General features: G+C 62.8%; 11 protein-coding genes and 1 riboswitch. Of the genes, 5 read left to right on the top strand and 6 right to left on the bottom strand.

The features are described from left to right. Nucleotides 1–25: 25 nt before the first annotated feature. Nucleotides 26–1,894 carry a bifunctional O-antigen ligase/aminoglycoside phosphotransferase family protein gene (locus tag NR164_RS07480; protein ID WP_256822556.1) on the bottom strand — a complete coding sequence of 623 codons (1,869 nt, stop codon included), beginning with the start codon at nucleotides 1,892–1,894 and terminating at the stop codon, nucleotides 26–28. 159 nt (nucleotides 1,895–2,053) lie between these two features. Here NR164_RS07480 and msbA point away from each other — a divergent pair, with 159 nt between their 5' ends. Both msbA and hldE read left to right on the top strand, forming a co-directional pair. Further along, nucleotides 2,054–3,859: a lipid A export permease/ATP-binding protein MsbA gene (gene msbA, locus NR164_RS07475; protein WP_046384924.1), complete on the top strand. Its 1,806-nt coding sequence runs from the start codon at nucleotides 2,054–2,056 to the stop codon at nucleotides 3,857–3,859. Nucleotides 3,860–3,986: 127 nt separating this feature from the next. Next, a complete protein-coding gene (gene hldE / locus NR164_RS07470) occupies nucleotides 3,987–5,411 on the top strand; it encodes a bifunctional D-glycero-beta-D-manno-heptose-7-phosphate kinase/D-glycero-beta-D-manno-heptose 1-phosphate adenylyltransferase HldE (RefSeq protein WP_026140386.1) in 1,425 nt (474 codons plus the stop codon). Between the two features lie 33 nt (nucleotides 5,412–5,444). On the opposite strand, the gene NR164_RS07465 is transcribed toward hldE, so the two are convergent. The 4 genes from NR164_RS07465 to NR164_RS07450 all read right to left on the bottom strand — a co-directional run bounded on the left by NR164_RS07465 (nucleotide 5,445) and on the right by NR164_RS07450 (nucleotide 8,857). After that, nucleotides 5,445–6,410 (bottom strand): hypothetical protein, encoded by a 966-nt coding sequence (locus NR164_RS07465; protein WP_017849789.1) that lies wholly within the window; start codon nucleotides 6,408–6,410, stop codon nucleotides 5,445–5,447. Nucleotides 6,411–6,450: 40 nt separating this feature from the next. Next, the gene (locus NR164_RS07460) at nucleotides 6,451–7,263 is read right to left on the bottom strand and encodes an aldo/keto reductase (RefSeq protein ID WP_017849788.1); all 813 of its coding nucleotides are present in this window, start codon (nucleotides 7,261–7,263) and stop codon (nucleotides 6,451–6,453) included. Further along, nucleotides 7,260–8,435: an FAD-binding oxidoreductase gene (locus NR164_RS07455; protein WP_256822554.1), complete on the bottom strand. Its 1,176-nt coding sequence runs from the start codon at nucleotides 8,433–8,435 to the stop codon at nucleotides 7,260–7,262. The genes NR164_RS07460 and NR164_RS07455 overlap by 4 nt, the downstream gene beginning before the upstream one ends. 86 nt (nucleotides 8,436–8,521) lie before the next feature. Then, complete coding sequence (locus NR164_RS07450) at nucleotides 8,522–8,857, bottom strand: multidrug efflux SMR transporter (protein ID WP_026140385.1); 336 nt, start codon at nucleotides 8,855–8,857, stop codon at nucleotides 8,522–8,524. A 103-nt stretch (nucleotides 8,858–8,960) separates the two neighbouring features. Between NR164_RS07450 and NR164_RS07445 the strand changes: the two genes are divergently transcribed. Together NR164_RS07445 and waaA are read left to right on the top strand one after the other, a co-directional pair. Next, nucleotides 8,961–9,851 (top strand): LysR family transcriptional regulator, encoded by an 891-nt coding sequence (locus NR164_RS07445; protein ID WP_017849785.1) that lies wholly within the window; start codon nucleotides 8,961–8,963, stop codon nucleotides 9,849–9,851. Between the two features lie 23 nt (nucleotides 9,852–9,874). Beyond that, entirely contained in the window at nucleotides 9,875–11,152 is a 1,278-nt protein-coding gene (gene waaA, locus NR164_RS07440) for a lipid IV(A) 3-deoxy-D-manno-octulosonic acid transferase (RefSeq protein ID WP_256822553.1), read from the top strand. A 62-nt stretch (nucleotides 11,153–11,214) separates the two neighbouring features. Here the strand turns inward: waaA and NR164_RS07435 are convergent, their stop codons facing one another. Beyond that, nucleotides 11,215–12,654, bottom strand: coding sequence for a TolC family outer membrane protein (locus tag NR164_RS07435; RefSeq protein WP_046384920.1), 1,440 nt, complete (start codon nucleotides 12,652–12,654; stop codon nucleotides 11,215–11,217). Nucleotides 12,655–12,849: 195 nt separating this feature from the next. After that, nucleotides 12,850–12,955: riboswitch (TPP riboswitch) on the top strand. A gap of 148 nt (nucleotides 12,956–13,103) precedes the next feature. Here NR164_RS07435 and thiC point away from each other — a divergent pair. After that, nucleotides 13,104–14,993, top strand: coding sequence for a phosphomethylpyrimidine synthase ThiC (gene thiC / locus NR164_RS07430; RefSeq protein ID WP_046384919.1), 1,890 nt, complete (start codon nucleotides 13,104–13,106; stop codon nucleotides 14,991–14,993). Nucleotides 14,994–15,001: the final 8 nt, after the last annotated feature.

Raw genomic sequence — 15,001 nt, 5'->3', positions numbered from 1 at the left:
TCAGCAGTGATAGTCGCCTTTTTTATCAGGCGGCCGGGCTAGCCAGGCCCTGGACCTGCTCGCGGATTTTTGCCGTGGCTTTTGGGCTGGCGATGCTGGCGTAACCCTTGGCCAGTTGCTCGAAGTGCGCTTCGAACAGCCAGTTGCGGTCCTGCGGGTAACGTTGCATATGGCGCAGGTTGCGTTGGCGCAAGGCATTGCGCAGGGCCGACGGGAAGATGCGCAGGTCGGCGATATCGATCAGCGCGAACTCGCCGTCATCCATCAGCAGCACGTTGCCCAGGTGCAGCGAGCGGAAGTACACACCACGCTCATGCAATTGGGCCATGAATCGACCGAAGCGCTCGATCAGCGATTCGCGCAGGCTGCTGTCCAGGCTTTGCAGGGCCTGGCGCAGGGTCAGGCCGGGCAGTGGCGAGTAGGTGACGGCGCTGCTGGCGTCGCGCAGGCTGTACATGCCGAGGATCTGCGGGGTGGGAATGCCCAGGCTGCGTAATTGTTCGGCGTTGTTGGCAAACCGCTCGGAATAAGGGTTGAAGCTGCCCGAGGTGTACCAGCGGCGCGCGCGGAAAACCTTGAGGAAACTGCCGTCTTCCAGGCGCAGGACTTTCGGGCCCAGGCCGTCGGCTTCAATCACATGGGCGTCGTGGCACAGTTGATCGAAGGCCTCGGCCTTGAGGGTTTGCACCGGCATGCACAGCAGGCTGTGGCGGCGCTGGGCGATGCTCAGGCCGGCGATGATCGCCAAAGGAATCCACAGCAGGAACCAGTGTTCCTTGGGGCGCGACAGGATGCCGCCGCCCTCGGTCAGGCCGGCGCCGATGCCGTAGGCCAGCAGGGAGGACGCAAGGATGAACAGCGGTTGCGCCCGTTCTTTGAGGCTTTTGTACAGGCCCCAGCCGAGCATGAAGATCCACGGGATAAAGCCGATGATGCCGACGTAATACAGCACGCCCAGGGCAAAACTGTGGGGTTCGCGCAGTTGGAAGCCGTTGGCCTGAGCCAGGGTCAGGTACAGCTCGGAATCGTAGCTGTGGCCTATCCACGGGTGTTCGGCGATGCGCTGCAGCGTCATGCTCCACAGTTCGAAGCGGAATGAACTGCCGCGGTTGGTGATCAGTTCAGGGTAGAACAGCAAGAGCGCCGCGGCGCTCAGGACCAAGCCCGCGATCATCATGGCCGAGCGGCGGTTGCGGCTGACAAAACTCATCCACAGGATGGCCAGGGTCAGGGCCACCAACGGTGTGCGGGAACCGGTGGCCAGGACCGCGGCGGTCATGATTGCCAGGGCCGGTACGCTGAACCACAGCACCTGAAAGCGCTGGCTGGTCATGCAGACATACAACCAGTAGACGCTGAAAAAACCGAACACGTGGGAGCTGAGCAGCGGGTTGTCGAGGGCGCCGCGGCCGCCGATCATGCGTATTTCAAGGCCCGGCTCAAACCCCTTGGCGAAGGCCACCAGGTCACACAGGGTCGCCACCAGTGCGATCACTGCCGCACTGAAGAACACGGGCTTGAACAGGTCGTTGCGGTAATGCAGCAACAGCCCGCAGCCGGCAAACAACATGAACGTGTGCAGCGGTCGCTTGAACAGGTCGGTGTCGGGATGAAACTCCGGGCTCCAGAACAGGCTGGTCAGGGCCCAGGCGGAGAAGACCAGGAATGCGATGGCCAGCGGCTCACGCAGCAATTCCATGAATTCCCTGGGGCGCAGGCACAACAGCAACAAGGTCGGCGCGCTGAACAGGACGTAGTAGAACCTGTGCAGCACGTTGCGATTGGTGACGAAGAACAGCGAACTCAGCAGAAGCAACAAGCCAATGGGCAAAATCCATAGGACCAGGAAGTCGAAGACGCGATTTGAGCCATAGGTAAGACGCTTGCACTGCATACGGTAAAAGCCATTTCAGAAATAGAAAGCCGACCATCTTAGAGTAGTGGCTATATAATGTCGCCGGTTGGATTTCGCCGGCCCGCGGGTCATGTGGGGTGCAAGTACAACAGAGAAGCTGTGCTAAAGTCAGCCTCCTTTTTTAAAACGCCGCGTGATATGACCGACTCCAGTCCGAGCGCAAGCCCTTCGAGCTTGAAAATATACTTCCGCCTGCTCAGTTACGTCAGGCCCTATGCGGGTTTGTTCGCGCTGAGTATTGTCGGATTTCTGATTTTCGCGTCGACCCAGCCGATGCTGGGGTACATCCTCAAGTACTTTGTCGACGGCCTTTCGAACCCGCAAGCCGTGTTGTTCCCCAGCGTGCCGTTCCTGCGCGACCTGCAATTGCTGCAGGCCGTGCCGCTGCTGATCATCCTGATCGCCGCCTGGCAGGGCCTGGGTTCGTTCCTCGGTAACTACTTGCTGGCCAAGGTTTCCCTGGGCCTGGTCCACGACCTGCGGGTGCAACTGTTCAACAACCTGCTGACACTGCCCAACCGCTACTTCGACAATCACAACTCCGGGCACCTGATTTCCCGCATCACCTTCAACGTGACCATGGTCACGGGGGCGGCGACCGATGCGATCAAGGTGGTGATTCGCGAAGGCATGACCGTGATCTTCCTGTTCGCTTCGCTGCTGTTCATGAACTGGCGCCTGACGCTGGTGATGATCGCCATCCTGCCGTTGATTGCGGTGATGGTCAGCACGGCCAGCAAGAAATTCCGCAAACAGAGCAAGAAGATCCAGGTGGCCATGGGCGACGTGACCCATGTGGCGTCTGAAACCATCCAGGGTTACCGCGTCGTGCGCAGCTTCGGCGGCGAGATCTACGAGGAAAAACGCTTCCTCAAGGCCAGCCAGAGCAACACCAACAAGCAACTGCGCATGACCCGCACCGGGGCGATCTACACCCCGGCGCTGCAACTGGTGATCTACACCGCCATGGCCGTGCTGATGTTCCTGGTGCTTTACCTGCGCGGCGACGCATCGGCCGGCGACATGGTGGCCTACATCACTTTGGCCGGTCTGCTGCCTAAGCCGATCCGCCAGTTGTCGGAAGTCAGCTCGACCATCCAGAAGGGTGTGGCGGGCGCCGAAAGTATTTTCGAACAGCTGGACGAAGAGGCTGAAGTCGACAACGGCACGATTGAGCGCGACAAGGTCAGCGGCCATCTGGAAGTGCGTCACCTCAACTTCACCTATCCCGGCACCGAACGTCCTGTACTCAAGGACATCAGCTTTACCGCCGAGCCTGGGCAGATGATCGCCCTGGTGGGGCGCTCGGGCAGCGGCAAGTCGACCCTGGCCAGCCTGATCCCGCGTTTCTACCACCATGCAAGCGGTGAAATCCTGCTCGATGGCGTCGAGATCGAAGACTACAAACTGCTCAACCTGCGCAAGCACATCGCCCAGGTGACCCAGCACGTGACCCTGTTCAGCGACACGGTGACCAACAACATCGCCTACGGCGACCTGGCCGGCGCACCACGGGCCGACGTCGAAGCCGCCGCGATGGATGCCAACGCCAAGGACTTCATCGACCAGTTGCCTAAAGGCTTCGACACCCAGGTTGGCGAAAACGGCGTGCTGCTGTCCGGCGGCCAACGCCAGCGCCTGGCAATTGCCCGCGCCCTGCTCAAGAATGCGCCGCTGCTGATTCTCGACGAGGCCACCTCGGCCCTCGACACTGAGTCCGAGCGCCACATTCAGGCGGCGCTGGACAAGGTCATGCAAGGCCGCACGACCCTGGTGATCGCGCACCGCCTGTCCACCATCGAGAAGGCCGACCTGATCCTGGTGATGGACGACGGGCGTATTGTCGAGCGCGGCACCCACGGTCAATTGCTTGCACAGAACGGCTACTACGCCCGCCTGCATGCCATGGGCCTGGATGCCCCGGTGTCGGCGGATATCACCTGATACCCTTGGTGGGGCGGGCAATCCGCCTCACCAACGTTCCTGCAACATCTTCTGTCACACCCCCACAAGCCTTCTGTAACCCTGTGCTAATATCGCGCCCCTGTTCATTTTGTATGTGGGTTGCTCCATGAAGTTGTCCATGCCGCGATTCGATCAAGCCCCTGTCTTGGTGGTCGGCGATGTCATGCTCGACCGTTACTGGCATGGCGGAACCTCACGGATTTCCCCTGAGGCGCCGGTACCGGTAGTCAAGGTCGAGCAAATCGAAGACCGTCCAGGCGGCGCTGCCAACGTTGCCCTCAATATTGCCGCCCTCGGCGCCCCTGCCTCCCTGGTGGGCGTGACCGGCGACGACGAAGCCGCCGACAGCCTGGCCAACAGCCTGCGCGGTGCCGGCGTGCGCGCGCTGTTCCAGCGCATCGCCCATCAGCCGACCATCGTCAAGCTGCGGGTCATGAGCCGTCACCAGCAATTGCTGCGCATCGATTTCGAAGAGCCCTTCGCCACCGACGCCCTGGCCCTCAGCGCGCAGGTCGATGAGTTGCTCGAAGGCATCAAGGTGCTGGTGTTGTCCGACTACGGCAAAGGCGCGTTGAAGAACCACCAGATGCTGATCCAGGCCGCCAAGGCCCGCAATATTCCGGTGCTGGCCGATCCCAAGGGCAAGGACTTCTCGATTTATCGCGGCGCCAGCCTGATCACGCCGAACCTCAGCGAGTTCGAAGCCATCGTCGGCGGTTGCGCCGATGAGCACGAACTGGTGAGCAAGGGCGCGACGCTGATGGCCGAACTGGACCTGGGCGCCTTGCTGGTGACCCGTGGCGAGCACGGCATGACCTTGCTGCGCCCGGGCTATGCGGCGATGCACCTGCCGGCGCGTGCGCGTGAAGTGTTCGACGTCACCGGCGCCGGCGACACCGTGATTTCCACCCTGGCCGCCTCCATCGCGGCCGGCGAGGAATTGCCCCACGCCGTGGCCCTGGCCAACCTGGCAGCGGGCATCGTGGTCGGCAAGCTCGGCACCGCCGCGATCAGCGCGCCCGAACTGCGCCGTGCGATCCAGCGTTCCGAAGGCTCCGAGCGTGGAGTGTTGAGTCTCGAGCAATTGCTGCTGGCGATTGACGACGCGCGCGCCCACAACGAAAGCATTGTGTTCACCAATGGCTGTTTCGACATCCTGCATGCCGGTCATGTGACCTACCTGGAACAGGCGCGCGCCCAAGGCGATCGCCTGATCGTCGCGGTCAATGACGATGCGTCGGTCAGCCGCCTGAAAGGTCCGGGCCGGCCGATCAACAGTGTCGACCGACGCATGGCGGTCCTGGCCGGCCTGGGTGCGGTGGACTGGGTGATCAGCTTCCCCGAAGCCACCCCGGAAAACCTGCTGGCCCAGGTCAAGCCCGATGTGCTGGTCAAGGGCGGCGACTATTCCGTCGACCAGGTGGTCGGCGCCGACATCGTCAGCGCCTACGGCGGCAAGGTCAAAGTGCTGGGGTTGGTTGAGAACAGCTCGACGACCGCGATCGTGGAAAAAATCCGCAATCACGAATAAGGCTTGCGGCCGTAGGCGCGGGCCTGCTCGCTCCTACGGTCTGGCCTTCTTTGGCACGATCTTGCGCAACATCTGCCGGGCCTTGCCGGTCAGGCGCTTGAGCTTCGACTCTTTCTCCGGGACGGCCAGGCCTTGCTGCCTGAGCCAATCCTTCCAACGAATCCGCTCGTCGCGCACCACCCAGCCGTCCTGCTGGGCGAAGCTCTCCGCCAGGTACAAACCCCGCGTGCTCGCCGGGTACAGCTGATCTTTCTTGACCGTATACAGTTCGGCGAGCGGCTGCCCGTCCTTCAAGGGCATCAGGTACAGGTCCGGGCGCTGGCGGTCCAGGCGCGCGACCAGTTGATCGCCTTCGAGTCGCTCATCCACATGGAACAGGCTCAAGGATTTGGCTTCCTTGGGCACCTCCAGGCGCAAGTCATAAATCAATTGCAGCGAGGCCGTAGGCAAGTGGACGTAGGCCCGTGGGCGCTCGATCAGTTGCGTGGTCGCGCAGCGCACCGGGCGGGCCGCGCCGGACAAGGGGCTCAAGCGAAACGGCAAGGCTTCGCGGTAGTGCAGTGCGGCGGAGTAGGGCGCCGGCAGCCAGGTGTCGTTGAAGCGCCCGCTGAGCCAGCCTTCGGGCGTCTCCAGCAGGCACTCTTCGGCGATTTCCTGGATGGCGGTGTGCAGCGGCAGGTTCAGCTCATGGGCGGGGACGTAGCCGGAAATCAGCTTGAGTACCACGTCGCCACGGTCCTGGCGGCGTTGGCGTACCAGCACCCAGTAATCCTTGTTTTGCCAATGCAGGGTCAAACGCACCGACACGCCGAGGTTGGCCAGCTCGAGGGCGAAACGCTCCGGGTCTGTCACTTCTACCGGCTTGCGCCGTTGCAGGGTCTGGGCAAAGTTGAGCGGCATGCCGACGCTCTGGTAGCTCAGGCCTTCGGGGGTGGCTTCGACATGCAGTGGCAGAGTCTTGAAGTTGCTGGGGTTTTTTCTTATGAGCGTTCGCGACATGTCGGCTCCTTCTTACGTCGGGGCGGCCGCGTCGGCGGCATCAGAGTTGACGAATGACCTGGGCAGCGGTCGCCACGTTGTGAGCCAGGTGCAGCGGATTAATGGTCCCGACAATAGCACTGGCGACACCCGTTTGCGCAAACAACAACATGAAACTGGCACGTATGGGGTCCATTCCCGGTTCCAGGCAGACGTGGCCGCTGGCGAGGGCTTTTTTCACCAGGATGCCCTTGCCATGGGCGGCCGCATAATCAATGACGGCTTTCTCGGCCTGTTCGTTCAGATTGTAGGTGACCATTGCGCAATCGCCCTGTTCCAGAGCCTTCACGCCGCCTTCGACGGTTTTGCCGGAGAAGCCGAAACCGCGGATTTTGCCTTCTCGTTTCAAGTCTGCGAGGGTCTGGTACACCTCGCAGTCGTTGAGAATGTGCAGGTCGTTGCCGTCGGAATGCACCAGCACCAGGTCGATAAAGTCGGTTTCCAGTCGTTTCAGGCTGCGTTCGATCGACATCCGGGTATGGGCCGCGCTGAAGTCGTGACGGGACACGCCGTTGTCGAATTCTTCGCCGACCTTGCTGACAATCACCCACTCGTTGCGCTGGCCCCGCAACAGCGGCCCCAGGCGTTCTTCGCTGCGGCCATAGGCCGGCGCGGTATCGATCAGGTTGATGCCCAACTGACGGGCCTGGCGCAGCAGCAGGCGCGCTTCGTCGTCATCGGGAATCTGGAAGCCGCTGGGGTATTTCACCCCTTGGTCGCGACCGAGCTTGACGGTGCCCAGGCCCAGCGGCGACACCAGCAGGCCGGTACTGCCCAGCGGGCGGTGCAGGTCGTGCAGGGTGGGCAGGCTCATGGCAACAGTTTCTCCCAGGCCGGTTGGCCGATGGCGGGTTTGGGCAGCTCGGGCAGCGGGGTGGCGGGGCCGGGTTGGATGCCATCGCGTTCGAGGGCGTGGAGCACCCGGTCGGCGAAGTCCGGTGCCAGGGCCAGCTTGGTCGGCCAGCCCACGAGCAGGCGGCCCTGTTCGGCGAGGAAGGCGTTGTCGGGGCGAGTCAGGCCCGATTGCAGCGGCTCGGCACGTTCGACGCGCAGGGTGGCCCATTCGGTGTGGCTCATGTCGATCCACGGCAGCAGAAGCGCCAACTCGTGCTGCGCGGTGGCGATCTGTTCCTGTGGCGTGCGTGCTACGCCGTCGGCCTCGGCGATGTCGCCGCCCATGTACCACACCCAGTTGCCATCGGCGGCCGGGTGCGTGGTCACGGTGAGGCGCGGTTTGGTGCCGCCGCCCAGGCAGTGGGCGTACAGCGGTTTCAGGCCTGGGCCTTTGGCGATGATCATGTGCAGCGCACGCTTTTGCATGGCCGGCTCGCTCAGGCCCAGAGCGGCGAGCAGATCGGCAGTGCCGCCGCCGGCGCTCAAGACGATGCGCTGGGCGCGGATCTCGCGGCCGTCGACTTTCAGACCGACCAGTGCGTCGTTTTCGCGCAGCGGTTCGATGTGTTGTCCGGCGAGCAAACTATCGCCGGCCAACTGCGCCAGGCGTCCGATCAGGCTCGGCACGTCGACCACCAATTCCGACAGGCGATAGACCTTGCCCTTGAAGCGGCGGTCTTGCAGGGCTGGCGGCAGCGCGTCGCCCTTGACCTGATCGACACGGCCGCGCACGGCCTTGCTGGCGAAGAAGCTGGTGAGGTTGCCGGCGAGCGTGCCAGGGGACCACAGGTAATGGGCTTCGGAGAGTAAGCGCACGCCGGTCAGGTCCAGTTCGCCGTGACCGGCCAGGGCCTCACGCCAGCGCCGCGGCATATCGGCAATCGCTTCGGAGGCGCCGGTGAGTGCACCGTGCAGCGCGTATTTCGCACCGCCATGAATGATGCCTTGGGACTTCACGCTTTGCCCGCCTCCCAGGGTGGCGTTTTCCACCACCACCGTGGAAAACCCCTGGCGGCGCAGGCGCGCATTCAGCCAGAGGCCGGCAACTCCGGCGCCGACAATCAGAACGTCGGTGGAAATAACGGATGGCATGGGCAACCTCAGTGTTCAAATCAAGGTGCCAAGTATACAGACTCAACGAATGGATCTTTGCGCGGGATCAATATTGACGCGTGAGGTCAGTGCCCCGCCGTTTTCGAGAACAGTTGAATCACCACCACGCCCAACACAATCAAGCCCATCCCCAGCATTGCCGGCAGATCGAGCTTCTGCCCATAGATGAACAGCGCCGCGACGCTGACCATCACGATGCCCATCCCAGCCCACACGGCATACGCCACGCCGACCGGCACTGTACGCACCACCAGGGTCAGCATCCAGAACGCCACGCCGTAGCCGACGATCACCAGCAGCAGTGGGATCGGTGTGCTCCAGCCTTTGATGGCTTTCATGGAAACGGTGGCGATGACTTCCGAGCAGATGGCGATGGCCAGGTAGTAGTAGGCAGGGGTCATGGTGCGGTCCTCGGTGTGTAGCGCGCTGGATAAGGTCGGCATTCTAGAGGCTCGTCAGATGGGGTAAAGTCATTACCTATCCGAATTGAAGATGGGTTGTGCCATGAATGTGCAGTGGAACCTGGAACAGATGCGCCTGTTCGTCAGCGTCGCCGAGCAGCGTTCTTTTTCGGCGGTGGCGCGTCAGCAGCGCAAGGCTCAGTCGGCAGTCAGCAACGGGATCGCCTTGCTGGAAGCGGACCTGGGCGTCAGCCTGTTTGAACGAAGCAGCGGCCGCCAGCCGCGCTTGACCGAAGCCGGCACGGTGCTGCTCGAAGAGGCTCGGGAAGTGCTGCGCCAGTGCGAACGCCTCAATGGCCGCGCACTGTCGTTGGTGCGCGGCGAAGAAGCCTGCCTGCGCCTGGCCCAGGATGAAGCGATGCTGTACCAGCCGGTCCTCGACAGTCTCGACGCCTTGGCCGGCCAGTTTCCCAACCTCGAGGTGCAGCTTTCCAGCGCTGCCCAGGGCGATGTCGCACGCAAACTGGTGGAGCGCAGGGCCGACCTGGGCATGTTGTTCTATCACGATCAAATCCCCGAAGCGTTGGAGCGGCGGGTCGTCGGCAGTGTGGAAATGGTCACGGTGTGCGGGCGTCGCCATCCGCTGGCTGCGCAGCAAACCGTGGACTGCCAGGGGTTGGCGCAGTATCGCCAGTTGCTGATGTCGACCCAGACCAGCGTCTACCCCGGCAGCGAGGCCGCCAGCCCGCAGGTGTGGCGCGCCGACAGCTTCTACGTGCTGGCCGAATGGCTTATCCGTGGCCTGGGTTGGGCCTGGTTGCCCCGGCATGTGGTGCAATACCCCGCGTACCAGAACCAAATGGTCGAACTCGACAGCGAATGGACCCCGCCGGCGCTTGTGGTCGAGCTGGTGTGGCGCCGCGATGAACCCCTGGGCCCTGCCGCGCGCTTTCTCGCCGAACGTTTTGCCGAGTGCTTGCAGGCGATCGATTGAAAAAGCCGATAAACTCCGCCGCCATGAATAGAACTCTCTACAGCTGTCTGTTTTACCTGGCGCTGCCGTTGGTGGCTTTACGTCTATGGCTGCGTGCGCGCAAGGCGCCGGCCTACGCCAAGCGCGTGGGCGAGCGCTTTTCCTACGGCTTGCCGCGGATGCAACCGGGCGGGATCTGGGTGCATGCGGTGTCGGTGGGCGAGAGCATCGCCGCCGCGCCGATGATCCGTGGCCTGCTGGAGCGTTACCCGCGGTTGCCGATGACGGTCACCTGCATGACGCCCACCGGCTCCGAGCGTATCCAGGCATTGTTCGCCGATGAACCGCGCGTCCAGCATTGCTACTTGCCCTATGACTTGCCCTGCGCGGCCAAGCGTTTTCTCGACCGTGTCCAGCCCAAACTGGCGGTGATCATGGAGACCGAACTGTGGCCCAACCACATCCACGCCTGCGCCCAGCGCGGGATTCCGGTGGCGCTGGCCAATGCACGCTTGTCGGCGCGTTCGGCCAAGGGCTACGCACGTTTTGCCAGACTGACGGCGCCGATGCTGGCAGAAATGAGTCTGATCGCCGTGCAGACCGAGACTGAGGCCGAGCGTTTCCGCAGCCTGGGTGCGCGTGCGGACACGGTGCAAGTGACCGGCTCGATCAAGTTCGACCTGACCATCGACCCGCAACTGCTGGCGCGCGCGGCCGCGTTGCGCGAACAGTGGGGCGCCGGCGAGCGCCCGGTGTGGATCGCCGCCAGTACCCACGAAGGCGAAGATGAGGTGGTGCTGGCGGCCCATCGCCAACTGCTCGCCAGCTATCCCAATGCGCTGCTGATTCTGGTGCCGCGCCATCAGGAACGCTTCGGCCCGATGTTTGAGCTGTGCGAGCGACAAGGGTTCGCCACGGTGCGTCGTTCCAGCGGCGAGCCGGTCACCGCGCACACCGCCGTGTTGCTCGGCGACACCATGGGCGAGTTGCTGTTTTTGTATGCCTTGGCCGACAGCGCGTTGGTGGGTGGCAGCCTGGTCGCGACCGGCGGGCACAACCCACTGGAACCGGCGGCGTTGGGCAAGCCAGTGATCATGGGGCCGCACCGGTTCAACTTCCTCGAAATCAGCGCAATGCTGCGCGACGCCGGGGCGTTGCGTGAGGTGGATGATGCCGAAGGTTTGGCCGAGGCCGTGCGGCAGCTGTTCGAGCTACCGCAGGATGCCCAGCGGATGGCGCAGGCGGGGCTTAAGGTGATGCAGGCCAACCAGGGCGCTTTGAAGCGATTGTTGGATGGCCTTGATCGCCTGATAACTCACTGACGCAATACCGATCCAAATGTGGAAGGGAGCAAGCCCCTTCTCACATTGGTTCTGTGGTGCGATCAATAACCCGGGCGGGCCTTGAGCTGCTCGGCGGCGGCCTTGGCCAGGTCCGGCGGCAGGAAGTCGCGGTCCGGGTTGTAGTCGGCCTTGAGATAACGCGTCAGGTCTTGCAGGTCCCCAGGGTTCAACGTGCCGGCTGCCTGCTTCAAGCGCAGGTTGTCGAGGATGTAGTCGTAGCGGCTGTTGTTGTAGTTGCGCACCGACGCATAGAGCTGGCGCTGGGCGTCGAGCACGTCGACGATATTGCGCGTACCCACCTGATAACCGATTTCCGTGGCTTCCACCGCGCTCTGGTTGGAGATGATCGACTGGCGGCGTGCCTGCACCTGCTCCACGTCGGTGTTGACCGCGCGGTGCAGGTTGCGTGTGTTTTCCACCACCTGGCGGCGCAGGCCTTCGCGTTGCTGCTCGGTCTGGCCCAGGCGCGAGTACGATTCGCGCACTTGCGAGCTGGTCAGGCCACCGCTGTACAGCGGGATATTCAGGCGCAGGCCAATGGTGCGTTGCGAGACATCGCCGCCATAAGGCGTGCCGAAGGCATTCGGGTTGCTGAAGCCGAGCGCGTCGTTATCGCCCTTTTCATACTGCGCCACGGCGTCCAGGGTCGGCGCATGCCCGGCCTTGCGCTGCTTGAGGGTTTCCTCGGCGGCGGTGACGGCGTAGTTGCTGGCGAGCAGGTTCAGGTTCTGGCGGCCGGCGGTTTCGACCCAGGCCTTGGCGTCGTTCGGCAGCGGCGGCAGCACCGGCAGTGTATGCACAATGCCCTGGATCGAATTGTATTGACGGTTGGTCAGCGCGATCAGTGCTTCGAAGGCGTCGTCCACCTGGCGTTGCGCGACGATCCGGTTGGCCCGCGCGGTGTCGTAGCTGGCCTGGGATTGCAGCACGTCGGTCTTGTCCGACAGGCCCACGTCGAAGCGCTCGTTGGACTGGTCCAGTTGGCGCTTGAAGGCGCTTTCTTCGGCCTTGGTGGAGGCCAGGTTGTCCTGGGCGCGCAGCACGGCGAAGTAGTTCTCGGCGCTTTGCAGGATCAGGTTCTGTTCGGTGGCTGAAAGTTGCAGCGCAGCCTGTTCGTTGACGGCTTCGGCGGCTTGCAGTTGGAACCAGCGGTCGGCGCGGAACAGCGGCTGGCTCAAGGTCGCACGCCAGGAATGCGCGTCGCGGTTGGCGGTGGCGGCCGGGGTGTCGATCTGGGTGCGCGAATTGTTGATATCGGCACCGGCCGACAGGTTGGGCAGCAAGCCGGCGCGGGCCTGGGGCACCACTTCTTTCTGCGCACCGTACTGGGCGCGGGCGGCGGCCAGGTCGGCGTTGTTGTCCACCGCTTCCTGGTAGACGCTGACCAGGTCGGTTCGGGCGGACAAGGGCGCTTCAGCTGCCCAGACCATTCCGTTGGTCGCACAAGACACGGCGAGAGCCAGTGAGAGTTTGCGCAGCATGAATTGATCCCTAGTTTTAATATTACGATGATAATTTAACGCCCAAGGCTACGGTTGGCCATTCCTGGCGTCAAGCGTCGGGGCAGTCACCGAGTGTAGTGGTGGTTACACGGCGCAACAATCCTGCAATTGCGCCATTCATCACGCTGAATGCTCCGTTATTGGCAATTTGCCCTCACCCTGTCTAGACTGGCCGGGTTCTTGTCGGGGTGCCTTGTTGGAAGGCTGAGATCGGTAAATACCGGATCCCGTTGAACCTGATCAGGTTAACGCCTGCGTAGGGAACAAGATTTCTCGTCACCCGGCGAGTCCTCTTGTGCTTTGTCCGGGATGTTGTTCGACCTTCGAACAACCCTCGAGTACCCAGCACAGCACTGCTTCCAGTGCGTCCATCCGCCACAGGTTCGCTCCGACAAAAATCCACCGCCTGGATAGTTGGAGAGCCCGTGATGAGTACAAAACCAAAAAATACCGTGCATTTGAGTGAATCGGCCAAGGTCGACTCCGGCTCCGTGCAACCGTTTACCCGCTCGCAGAAAATCTACGTGCAAGGCACCCGTCCGGACATCCGCGTGCCGATGCGTGAAATCAGCCTCGACGTCACCCCCACCGATTTCGGTGGTGAGATCAACGCCCCCGTGGTGGTCTACGACACCTCCGGCCCCTACACCGACCCCAACGTCATCATCGATGTGCGCAAGGGCCTGGGCGATGTGCGCTCGCCGTGGATCGAGTCGCGTGGCGACACCGAACGCCTGTCGGGCCTGAGCTCGCACTTCGGCCAGCAACGCCTGACCGATGCCGAACTGACCGCGCTGCGCTTCGCCCATGTGAAGAACCCGCGCCGCGCCAAGGCCGGTGCCAACGTCACGCAGATGCACTATGCGCGCAAAGGCATCATCACCGCCGAGATGGAATACGTCGCCATCCGCGAAAACATGAAGCTCGAAGAAGCCCGCGCCAGCGGCCTGCTCGACCAGCAACACGCCGGCTACAGCTTCGGCGCCAGCGTGCCGAAGATCATCACCCCGGAATTCGTGCGCGAAGAAATCGCCCGCGGCCGCGCGATCATCCCGGCCAACATCAACCACACCGAACTGGAACCGATGATCATCGGCCGTAACTTCCTGGTGAAGATCAACGGCAACATCGGCAACAGCGCCCTGGGCTCGTCCATCGAAGAAGAAGTGGCGAAACTGACCTGGGGCATTCGCTGGGGCTCGGACACGGTGATGGACCTGTCCACCGGCAAACACATCCACGAAACCCGCGAGTGGATCATCCGCAACTCGCCGGTGCCGATCGGCACAGTGCCGATCTACCAGGCCCTGGAAAAAGTCGGCGGCGCCGCCGAAGACCTGACCTGGGAGCTGTTCCGCGACACCCTGATCGAACAGGCCGAGCAGGGCGTCGACTACTTCACCATCCACGCTGGCGTGCTGCTGCGCTACGTTCCGCTGACCGCCAAGCGCGTTACCGGCATCGTCTCCCGCGGCGGCTCGATCATGGCCAAGTGGTGCCTGGCGCACCACAAAGAGAACTTCACCTACACGCATTTCGACGAAATCTGCGAAATCATGAAGGCCTATGACGTCAGCTTCTCCTTAGGCGACGGTCTGCGCCCGGGTTCGATCGCCGACGCCAACGATGCCGCGCAATTCGGCGAGCTGGAAACCCTCGGCGAGCTGACCAAGATCGCCTGGAAGCACGACGTGCAAACCATGATCGAAGGCCCCGGCCACGTGCCGATGCAACTGATCAAGGAAAACATGGACAAGCAGCTCGAATGCTGCGACGAGGCGCCGTTCTACACCCTCGGCCCGCTGACCACCGACATCGCGCCGGGCTACGACCACATCACCTCCGGCATCGGTGCGGCGATGATCGGTTGGTTCGGTTGCGCCATGCTCTGCTACGTCACACCCAAGGAACACCTGGGCCTGCCGAACAAGGATGACGTGAAGACCGGGATCATCACTTACAAGATCGCCGCCCATGCAGCCGATCTCGCGAAAGGTCATCCGGGCGCGCAGATCCGCGATAACGCACTGAGCAAGGCACGCTTCGAGTTCCGTTGGGAGGACCAGTTCAACCTCGGCCTCGACCCGGACACCGCGCGTTCGTATCACGACGAAACCCTGCCGAAGGACTCGGCCAAGGTCGCGCATTTCTGCTCGATGTGCGGGCCGAAGTTCTGCTCGATGAAAATCACCCAGGAAGTGCGTGAGTACGCGGCCAACCAGCGCATCGATGCGGTGGATGTGGAGGTGGCCAAGGGCTTGGCCGAGCAGGCGGAGCGGTTCAAGCAGGAAGGCAGCCAGCTCTACAAGAAGGTCTGATCCGAGGT

This window comes from Pseudomonas sp. Pse79 (assembly GCF_024519615.1).
Taxonomy (GTDB): Bacteria; Pseudomonadota; Gammaproteobacteria; order Pseudomonadales; family Pseudomonadaceae; genus Aquipseudomonas; species Aquipseudomonas veronii.
Note: the sequence above shows the minus strand (reverse complement) of the source record. Positions and strands in the feature narration are given on the sequence as shown.

Bases quoted from the DNA above. Each gene is read 5' to 3' on its own strand.
- NR164_RS07480 (WP_256822556.1), bottom strand. From the start codon at position 1,894: ATGCAGTGCAAGCGTCTTACCTATGGCTCAAATCGCGTCTTCGACTTC.
- msbA (WP_046384924.1), top strand. From the start codon at position 2,054: ATGACCGACTCCAGTCCGAGCGCAAGCCCTTCGAGCTTGAAAATATAC.
- hldE (WP_026140386.1), top strand. From the start codon at position 3,987: ATGAAGTTGTCCATGCCGCGATTCGATCAAGCCCCTGTCTTGGTGGTC.
- NR164_RS07465 (WP_017849789.1), bottom strand. From the start codon at position 6,410: ATGTCGCGAACGCTCATAAGAAAAAACCCCAGCAACTTCAAGACTCTG.
- NR164_RS07460 (WP_017849788.1), bottom strand. From the start codon at position 7,263: ATGAGCCTGCCCACCCTGCACGACCTGCACCGCCCGCTGGGCAGTACC.
- NR164_RS07455 (WP_256822554.1), bottom strand. From the start codon at position 8,435: ATGCCATCCGTTATTTCCACCGACGTTCTGATTGTCGGCGCCGGAGTT.
- NR164_RS07450 (WP_026140385.1), bottom strand. From the start codon at position 8,857: ATGACCCCTGCCTACTACTACCTGGCCATCGCCATCTGCTCGGAAGTC.
- NR164_RS07445 (WP_017849785.1), top strand. From the start codon at position 8,961: ATGAATGTGCAGTGGAACCTGGAACAGATGCGCCTGTTCGTCAGCGTC.
- waaA (WP_256822553.1), top strand. From the start codon at position 9,875: ATGAATAGAACTCTCTACAGCTGTCTGTTTTACCTGGCGCTGCCGTTG.
- NR164_RS07435 (WP_046384920.1), bottom strand. From the start codon at position 12,654: ATGCTGCGCAAACTCTCACTGGCTCTCGCCGTGTCTTGTGCGACCAAC.
- thiC (WP_046384919.1), top strand. From the start codon at position 13,104: ATGAGTACAAAACCAAAAAATACCGTGCATTTGAGTGAATCGGCCAAG.